The sequence below is a fragment of the Pseudomonas sp. genome (assembly GCF_030696055.1).
Classification (GTDB): Bacteria; Pseudomonadota; Gammaproteobacteria; order Pseudomonadales; family Pseudomonadaceae; genus Aquipseudomonas.
Window position 1 is genome coordinate 1 of sequence record NZ_JAUYNP010000125.1, and the last position, 8,147, is coordinate 8,147.

The 8,147-nt window shown below is 63.4% G+C and carries 9 protein-coding genes and 1 pseudogene; 1 reads left to right on the plus strand and 9 read right to left on the minus strand.

From position 1 onward, the window contains the following. Nucleotides 1–174: 174 nt before the first annotated feature. From Q8Q83_RS07475 to Q8Q83_RS07495, 5 genes are all read right to left on the minus strand, one after another. Nucleotides 175–1,515: a DUF1329 domain-containing protein gene (locus Q8Q83_RS07475; RefSeq protein WP_305622503.1), complete on the minus strand. Its 1,341-nt coding sequence runs from the start codon at nt 1,513–1,515 to the stop codon at nt 175–177. A gap of 188 nt (nt 1,516–1,703) precedes the next feature. Then, on the minus strand, nt 1,704–2,375 hold the full coding sequence (trmB, locus tag Q8Q83_RS07480) for a tRNA (guanosine(46)-N7)-methyltransferase TrmB (protein ID WP_305622520.1): 672 nt from the start codon (nt 2,373–2,375) through the stop codon (nt 1,704–1,706). A 174-nt stretch (nt 2,376–2,549) separates the two neighbouring features. Continuing rightward, nucleotides 2,550–3,344, minus strand: coding sequence for a thiazole synthase (locus Q8Q83_RS07485; RefSeq protein ID WP_305622505.1), 795 nt, complete (start codon nt 3,342–3,344; stop codon nt 2,550–2,552). Nucleotides 3,345–3,394: 50 nt separating this feature from the next. Further along, entirely contained in the window at nt 3,395–3,595 is a 201-nt protein-coding gene (gene thiS, locus Q8Q83_RS07490) for a sulfur carrier protein ThiS (RefSeq protein WP_305622507.1), read from the minus strand. 97 nt (nt 3,596–3,692) lie between these two features. After that, nucleotides 3,693–4,076, minus strand: a complete 384-nt coding sequence (locus tag Q8Q83_RS07495; RefSeq protein ID WP_305622509.1) for a DUF423 domain-containing protein — start codon at nt 4,074–4,076, stop codon at nt 3,693–3,695. Between the two features lie 67 nt (nt 4,077–4,143). Between Q8Q83_RS07495 and mtgA the strand changes: the two genes are divergently transcribed. Then, nucleotides 4,144–4,854: a monofunctional biosynthetic peptidoglycan transglycosylase gene (gene mtgA / locus Q8Q83_RS07500; protein ID WP_305622511.1), complete on the plus strand. Its 711-nt coding sequence runs from the start codon at nt 4,144–4,146 to the stop codon at nt 4,852–4,854. 175 nt (nt 4,855–5,029) lie between these two features. Here mtgA and rpoH read toward each other — a convergent pair whose 3' ends face one another. From rpoH to Q8Q83_RS07520, 4 genes and pseudogenes are all read right to left on the minus strand, one after another. After that, nucleotides 5,030–5,884, minus strand: coding sequence for an RNA polymerase sigma factor RpoH (gene rpoH, locus Q8Q83_RS07505; RefSeq protein ID WP_305622513.1), 855 nt, complete (start codon nt 5,882–5,884; stop codon nt 5,030–5,032). 108 nt (nt 5,885–5,992) lie between these two features. After that, a complete protein-coding gene (ftsX, locus tag Q8Q83_RS07510) occupies nt 5,993–7,009 on the minus strand; it encodes a permease-like cell division protein FtsX (protein ID WP_305622514.1) in 1,017 nt (338 codons plus the stop codon). Beyond that, nucleotides 7,006–7,674, minus strand: coding sequence for a cell division ATP-binding protein FtsE (gene ftsE, locus Q8Q83_RS07515; RefSeq protein WP_305622516.1), 669 nt, complete (start codon nt 7,672–7,674; stop codon nt 7,006–7,008). The genes ftsX and ftsE overlap by 4 nt, the downstream gene beginning before the upstream one ends. Next, nucleotides 7,674–8,147 (minus strand): annotated as a pseudogene (locus tag Q8Q83_RS07520) (signal recognition particle-docking protein FtsY); the annotation flags it as partial. The pseudogene Q8Q83_RS07520 and the gene ftsE, both read right to left, overlap by 1 nt.

An 8,147-nucleotide genomic window follows, 5' to 3' on the forward strand; every position in this document is an offset into this window, starting at 1 on the left:
AACTGCATGCTTCAGCCCCACACTACGTCCTGCCCCATCGACGAGAAGATCGTATCTATCCACGCGCCATCAGGCTCAAATCGTCGAAGTATCCGATCAGAAATAAAAATGCCAGTCAGCTTAACTGACTGGCATTAGCCCAATTGGGCGGCTTTTTCGTGGATCGAGTGAACCTCAGTTACCTTCGCGGCGCAGCGCCTGCGGGGTGAAGTCGCGCGGAGTCAGCGGGGCCTTGAAGTTGTACATCGGCTCGTTGTTATCCAGGCCGTCGACGAAGTAACGCCCGCCCTTGAAGTCGTAGATGCTTTCCAGGGTGCTGCCGAACATCGGCACATCGTAGTAGCTGATCGGGTGGCTTTCCTGCACGCCACTCAGCTCGCCGCTCTTGTCGTACAGATCGACCGCGAGTATCTGCCAGCTGTCCTCATCTAGATAGAAGCGGCGCTTGGCATAGGGATGACTGAAACCCTTGCGCAGATCGGCCTCAACCACCCAGACCCGGTGCAGCTCGTAACGCAGCAGCTCGGGGTTGAGGGTGTTGCGCTTGAGGATGCTGTCGTAGGGAATGTCCTTCTGGTGCACCGCGTAGCTGTTGTAGGGCACCAGCATTTCCTGCTTGCCGAGCAACTGCCAGTCGTATCGGTCCGGCGCGCCGTTATACGCATCGACCTGATCCGCGGTGGCCATGCCGTTGCTATCCGGTTGCAGGGTGTCGTAGGCCAGCATCGGCAGGCGCCGCACGCGACGCTCGCCACGGTTGAAGCGCCAGGCCTTGCGGATCGCCAGGATCTGGTCGAGGGTTTCCTGCACCACCAGCGCCGAACCCGCCAGCTTGGCCGGGGCGACAACCTTGTACTTGTAATAGAACAGGGTGTTGTCCAGGTCCTGGGGGCTGACGCCCTCGCGACCGTAGAGGAAGTAGACGTCGCGCTCCAGCTTGAGCAGGTTGTAGGCGCCATTGGAAAGCACCGCCGCCTGGTTGGTGACGAAGCTGATCTGGTCGCCACGGTAGCGCATGATGTGGTTCCAGATGGCTTCCTGGCCGCTCTGCGGCAGCGGGAAAGGCACCCCTGCGGCGACGCCGGCCACGCCATTGCCGCCGGAGATCAGCTCGGCGTTCTGCGCATTGAAGCGGGTGGCGTCATAGATGCGCTGCGGCGCGGCCGCGCTGCGCCGGGTGGGGAACACCCGCATAAAGTAGTCGGGGTTCTTCTCCAGCAGCCTCTGCAGGCCGGCCGGCAGCTGCGCGCGGTACTGCGCCAGGTTCTGGCTGTCGATCCGGTACAGCGGCATATCCGCCGCATAGGGGTCGGGGTGGTGCATACCTGGCTGGTAGTTGGCGGGCGGCTTGGCCAGGCCGCCATTCCAGGCTGGGATGGTGCCGGCCGCATTGCCGGCACGTTCGCCACCCAGGGGGGTGAGGTCCTGGCCCAGGCGCGCGGCCTGGATGGGATCGATCTTGGCCTGCGCCTGTAGCGCGACAGCCAGTAGCAGAATTGAAAGCGTTCTCAACACAGCGTTCTCCTCGCAGCCTGGCAAAAAGCAGGGCTGCTGTTCTTATGACCCAGGCAATCGGAGCCCGGGTTTATTTGCCGTCTTGGTGAGGAGCCGTCCTGGCTGGCGTCGGATTAGTCCGATCTTCTGCCATCGTCCTTGCGCTTTTGTGCGTTGCCGCGCCGAGCGATTCGGCGGGTAGAGATTGATCAGGCGTTGCGCTGGAACTTCAGGTCCCATACGCCATGACCGAGGCGCTCGCCACGGCGCTCGAATTTGGTGGTGGGCCGCTCGTCCGGACGCGGTACGTACTGGCCGTCCGCCGCCAGGTTCTGGTAGCCGGACGCCACGTTCATCACCTCCAGCATATGCTCGGCGTAGGCTTGCCAGTCGGTGGCCATATGCAGCACGCCGCCGATCTTCAGCTTCTGCCGCACCAACTCGGCGAAGGCCGGCTGCACGATGCGCCGCTTGTTGTGCTTGGCCTTGTGCCAGGGATCCGGGAAGAACAGCAGCAGGCGGTCCAGGCTGGCATCGGCCACGCACTGGCGCAGCACGTCCAGGGCATCGCAGCTATAGACCCTGACGTTGCTCAGGTTCTGCGTCATCAGGCCATTGAGCAGGGCGCCGACACCCGGCCTGTGCACTTCGACGCCGATAAAATCCTGCTCGGGAGCGGCGGCGGCCATCTCCAGGGTCGCATGCCCCATGCCGAAGCCGATCTCGAAGGTGCGCGGCGCACTGCGGCCGAAGACCTGATCGAAATCGCGCAGACCATCTTCCAGTTGCAGGCCGAACTTCGGCCAGCCCAGTTCCAGGCCGCGCTGCTGGCCTTCGGTCATGCGCCCGGCACGCATCACAAAGCTTTTGATGGTGCGCAGGGCGCGCGGAGCAGCGCTAGCGCCTGCTTGCTGGATCTCGTCGCTCATAAAGTTCTCGTGCAGCCGCTCTAGAGTCACGCCGCACCTATTCGGGGCAACGCAAAGGACGCGGAGTTTACCCTTAGTGGGCAAGCCTGCCGAGTCCGTTCTGTCGCCGCCAGGCCACGACCAGGCTTAGCTGATCAGACCATCCAGCGGCGAGGAGGCGCTGGCATACAGCTTCTTCGGCATACGCCCGGCCAGATAGGCCAGACGCCCGGCTTCGATGGCGTACTTCATGGCCTGGGCCATCAGCACCGGGTGCTGGGCGTGGGCGATGGCGCTGTTCATCAGCACCGCCTCGCAGCCCAGTTCCATGGCGATGGTGGCGTCCGAGGCGGTGCCCACGCCGGCATCCACCAGCACCGGCACGGTGGCCTCTTCCAGAATGATGCGCAGGTTGTAGGGGTTGCAGATGCCCAGGCCGGTGCCGATCAAACCGGCCAACGGCATCACCGCGATACAGCCCATGGCGGCCAGCTCGCGGGCGATGATCGGATCATCGCTGGTGTAGACCATCACGTCGAAACCGTCCTTGACCAGTACTTCGGCGGCCTTGAGGGTTTCGATCACGTTGGGGAACAGGGTCTTCTGGTCGGCCAGCACTTCCAGCTTGACCAGCTTGTGTCCATCCAGCAGCTCGCGGGCCAGGCGGCAGGTGCGCACGGCTTCGACGGCGTCATAGCAGCCGGCGGTGTTCGGCAGGATGGTGTAGCGCTCGGGGCTGATCACGTCGAGCAGGTTCGGCTCGTCCGGGTTCTGCCCGATATTGGTACGGCGCACCGCCACGGTAACGATTTCGGCACCCGATGCCTCGATGGCCAGGCGGGTTTCCTCGAGGTCCTTGTACTTGCCGGTGCCCACCAACAGGCGCGACTGGTAGGTACGGCCAGCCAGGGTAAAGGGCTTGTCGCTACGAACTTGGCTCATGGGTATTCCTCTTGCAGTGGGCGGGCTGTATCAGTGCGCAGGCGCTGGCTTCAACCGCCGCCTATGGCATGCACCACCTCAACCCGATCACCTTCGCTTAACGCGGTGGTGGCCTGCTGGCTGCGCGGCACTATATCCAGGTTGAGTTCAACCGCCACACGGCGTCCAGCCAGATCCAGACGGCCGATCAGCCCGGCGACGGTTTCACCATCGGGCAATTCGAATGCTTCACCGTTTAACTGAATATGCATGACGGTACGGTCACAACTGGGGGAAAGGGGCGGGCATTCTAGCCTGCTCACGCACTATGACCAAGGCTAAAGGCTGCCGTTCGTCCTACTTTCTGACTCAAGAGTCAGGCGCCTTCAGCTTCCAGGCCGCCAGGCCCAGGCACAGCCAGCCGCCGAGAAAAGCCAGGCCGCCGAAAGGGGTAATAATGCCGAGCGCGCCGATGCCGCTCAGGGTCAACAGATAGAGGCTGCCGGAAAACAACAGAATGCCCAGGGCGAACAAACCGCCAGCCCAATTGACCAGGCGACTCGGCCGCTGCAGCACCAGCAGCCCCACGCCGAACAAGGCCAAGGCATGCAGCAACTGGTAGTGGGTGCCGGTGTGAAATACCGTCAGATAATCGGCCGTCAGTTGGCTTTTCAGACCATGGGCGGCAAAGGCACCCAGGACAACCCCGCTAAAACCGGCCAAAGCGGCCAACAACAACCACAGACGAGCCATGCATCACTCCAGCTATAAGGGCAGGGCTGGCTATAATGGCGCGCAAACCCGTACCGGCCAAGTTCATATGCTTCGATCCATCCTCCAACGCCTGTTCAAACTGCTGCTCTGGCTGGCTATCGGCTCGGTGCTGCTGGTGCTGCTGTTGCGCTGGGTTTCGCCACCGGGCTCGGCGCTGATGGCCGAACGCAAGGTCGAATCCTGGATCTACGGCCAGCCCATCGACCTGCAGCGCAGCTGGCGGCCCTGGCAGGAGCTGCCGGATCACCTGAAGATCGCGGTGATCGCCGCCGAGGATCAGAAGTTCGTCGAGCACTGGGGCTTCGACGTGGCCGCGATTCAGGCCGCCATGGCGCACAACCAGCAAGGCGGCTCGCTACGCGGGGCCAGTACCCTGAGCCAGCAGGTGGCGAAAAACCTGTTTCTCTGGTCGGGGCGCAGCTGGCTGCGCAAAGGGCTGGAAGTCTGGTTTACCGGCTTGATCGAACTGCTCTGGCCAAAGCAGCGGATTCTCGAGGTGTACCTTAACAGCGTCGAATGGGGCGACGGCATCTTCGGCGCCGAAGCCGCCGCGCGACACCACTTCAAGGTCGGCGCACCTTACTTGTCACGCCAGCAGGCCAGCCTGCTGGCCGCCGTGCTGCCCAACCCACGGGCCTGGAGCGCCAGCCGGCCCGGTTCCAGGATCAGCCGGCGCGCGGCCTGGATACGCCAACAGATGTGGCAACTGGGCGGCAGCCATTACCTCGACCGCCTAGAATCCAAACGCCCGACCTGATGGCCCAAGTGGCTACTCGCCTAAGGCTAATCGGCAAGGCCTAGGGCCGCCGAGCCATTGCCCGGCGGCCATGGCGAAGATTGGCCCATGCAGCAGGCGGACGGCAGATGCCTCCGGCATTTTTCGTCAGGCAGAAAAAAGCCGCACCCGGGTGCGGCTTTCTACGGCGTCAGGCTTAGGCCATGATTGAGCCCTTGAGCCTGTTCATGGCGTTCTTTTCCAGCTGGCGGATGCGCTCGGCGGAGACCTTGTACTTGGCCGCCAGGTCATGCAGCGTGGACTTCTCCTCGGCCAGCCAGCGCTGGTAGAGGATATCGCGGCTGCGCTCGTCGAGGCCTTCCAGGGCTTCGTGCAGATTGGCGTTGGAGCTGTCGCTCCAGTCCGAATCTTCCAACTGGCGCGCCGGGTCGTAGCGGTGGTCTTCCAGATAATGCGCCGGCGACTGGAAGGCGCTTTCGTCATCCGCCTCGGCGGCCGGGTCGAAGGCCATGTCATGGCCGGTCAAGCGGCTTTCCATCTCGCGCACTTCACGCGGTTCGACACCCAGGCTTTCCGCCACGGCGTGCACTTCGTCGTTGTTCAACCAGGCCAGACGCTTCTTCTGGCTGCGCAGGTTGAAGAACAGCTTGCGCTGCGCCTTGGTGGTGGCGACTTTGACGATGCGCCAGTTGCGCAGGATGAATTCGTGGATCTCGGCGCGAATCCAGTGCACGGCGAAGGACACCAGGCGCACGCCCATTTCCGGATTGAAACGCTTGACCGCCTTCATCAGGCCGACGTTGCCTTCCTGAATCAGGTCGGCCTGGGCCAGGCCGTAGCCCGAGTAGCTGCGGGCGATATGCACGACAAAACGCAGGTGAGCCAGCACCATCTGCCGGGCGGCTTCGAGGTCTTGCTGGTAGAAGAGGCTTTCCGCCAGTTCGCGTTCCTGCTCGGGGGTCAACAGCGGGATGCCGTTTACCGCATGCACGTATGCCTCCAGGTTGGCACCCGGAACCAGAGCATGAACAGGTTGCAAAGAAGTGGACATCTGAATCCTCCGACTTACGAATCGATCGCAGTGTAGCACTGAGCCATACGACTAGGAACGTCTGTACAAGTTCCGTTACAGATAGTCAATATCAACAAAAACAATAGCTTATCTAGGGGCAAGCTCGTTCAGGTGACGAGCGACAGCCAGCCAGGCGCCAATATAGCCCAACAATACGGCGCCGAGCAGCAGCGACAGACCATCGGCCAGCGGCACGCCGCCCAGGGCGAAGTCACTGCCATACAGCCCGGCCAGGCGCACCACGGCGCCGTTCAACCAGCCCAGGCCATAGGCCAGCACCAGCCAGGCCAGCAGGCCGGCACCCAGACCATAGAGAGTGCCCATATAGAGGAAGGGCCGGCGCACATAGCTGTCGGTACCGCCGACCAGCTTGATCACCTCTATCTCGGTGCGGCGATTCTCGATATGCAGGCGGATGGTGTTACCTATCACCAGCAGCAGCGCCATGATCAGCAGCAGGGTCAGGCCGAAGACGAAACGCTCGCCCAGCTTGAGCATGGCGCTGAGGCGTTCGACCCAGAGCAGATCGAGCTGTGCCTGCTGCACCTGGGGCAATTCCGCCAGGCGCAGGCGCAAGGCTTCCAGGGCGACCTTGTCGACTTCCTGGGGTGTCACCACCACCACGCCTGGCAGCGGGTTATCCGGCAACTCCTTGAGCGCCTCGCCGAGGCCGGACTGCTGCTGGAATTCCTCCAGCGCGCGCTCGCGGCTGATCCACTCGGCCTCGCTGACATCCTCCATGGCGGCGATCTGCTCGCGCAGCGCCTGGCCCTGGGCCTCGGTCGCATCGATTTGCAGGAACAGGGAAATCTGCGCCGCGCGCTGCCAGGACACGCCCAGGCGCTCGACGTTATCCAGCAGCAAGGCCAGGCCCATGGGCAGGCTCAGGGCCACGGCCATCACCAGGCAGGTGAAGAAGCTGCCGATCGGCTGCTTGGCCAAACGGCGCAGGCTGTCGACCAGGCTGGCGCGATGGTTCTCCAGCCAGGCATGCAACTGGCTGCGCAGGTCCGGGCCGTCATCCGGGCTCGGTGCATCGGCTTTCTTCGGCGCGGCACCGACTCGTTGCGCCGGCTGCGGTGGCGGCATGCGGGTGGCGCTCATACGGCCTCCCCGTCGCCGATCAGGCGGCCACGTTGCAGGGTCAGCATGCGGTGGCGCATGCGCGCGATCAGCGCCAGGTCGTGGCTGGCGATCAGCACACTGGTACCGAGGCGGTTGATATCTTCGAATACACCCATGATTTCAGCGGCCAGACGGGGGTCGAGGTTACCGGTCGGTTCATCGGCCAGCAGCAAGGCCGGCTGATGCACCACGGCGCGGGCGATGCCGACGCGCTGCTGCTGGCCGGTGGACAGTTCGCTGGGGAATTGTTCGGCCTTGTCCGACAGCGACACGCGCTCCAGAGCGCTACCGACGCGCTGACCGATGTCCGCCTTGGACATGCCGAGTATCTGCAGCGGCAGGGCGACGTTGTCGAACACGCTGCGGTCAAACAGCAGTTGGTGGTTCTGGAACACCACGCCGATCTGCCGACGCAGGTAGGGGATCTGCGCATTGGTGATCTGCGCCAGGTCCTGCCCGGCCAGTAGCAGCTTGCCGCTGGTCGGCCGCTCCATCGCCAGCAGCAGGCGCAACAGCGTGCTCTTGCCGGCGCCGGAGTGGCCGGTAACGAACAGGAACTCGCCGCGGCGCACGCGGAAACTCAGCTCGTGCAGCCCGATATGGCCGTTGGGGTAGCGTTTGCCGACCTGCTCGAACTTGATCATCAGTGCCCCCGGGTAGCGAATAGCGCCTGGACAAAGGCCTCGGCCTCGAAGGTGCGCAGGTCGTCGATGCCTTCGCCCACCCCGATATAGCGAATCGGCAAGGCAAACTGCTTGGCCAGGGCGAAGATCACCCCGCCCTTGGCGGTGCCATCCAGCTTGGTCAGGGCCAGGCCGGTGAGGTTGACCGTCTGGTTGAACTGCTTGGCCTGGTTGATCGCGTTCTGCCCGGTGCCGGCGTCCAGCACCAGCAGCACTTCGTGGGGCGCGGTGTCATCCAGCTTGCCGATCACCCGGCGGACCTTCTTCAACTCTTCCATCAGGTTGTCTTTGGTATGCAGGCGCCCGGCCGTGTCGGCGATCAATACGTCCATGCCACGGGCCTTGGCCGCCTGCACCGCATCGAAGATCACCGAAGCCGAATCGGCACCAGTGTGCTGGGCGATTACGGAAATCTGGTTGCGCTCGCCCCACAC

What these genes read in the sequence shown, in the direction of transcription:
- ftsE (WP_305622516.1), bottom strand. Translation starts at nt 7,674, where the DNA reads ATGATCAAGTTCGAGCAGGTCGGCAAACGCTACCCCAACGGCCATATC.
- rpoH (WP_305622513.1), bottom strand. Translation starts at nt 5,884, where the DNA reads ATGTCCACTTCTTTGCAACCTGTTCATGCTCTGGTTCCGGGTGCCAAC.
- Q8Q83_RS07485 (WP_305622505.1), bottom strand. Translation starts at nt 3,344, where the DNA reads ATGAGCCAAGTTCGTAGCGACAAGCCCTTTACCCTGGCTGGCCGTACC.
- thiS (WP_305622507.1), bottom strand. Translation starts at nt 3,595, where the DNA reads ATGCATATTCAGTTAAACGGTGAAGCATTCGAATTGCCCGATGGTGAA.
- mtgA (WP_305622511.1), top strand. Translation starts at nt 4,144, where the DNA reads ATGCTTCGATCCATCCTCCAACGCCTGTTCAAACTGCTGCTCTGGCTG.
- Q8Q83_RS07495 (WP_305622509.1), bottom strand. Translation starts at nt 4,076, where the DNA reads ATGGCTCGTCTGTGGTTGTTGTTGGCCGCTTTGGCCGGTTTTAGCGGG.
- ftsX (WP_305622514.1), bottom strand. Translation starts at nt 7,009, where the DNA reads ATGAGCGCCACCCGCATGCCGCCACCGCAGCCGGCGCAACGAGTCGGT.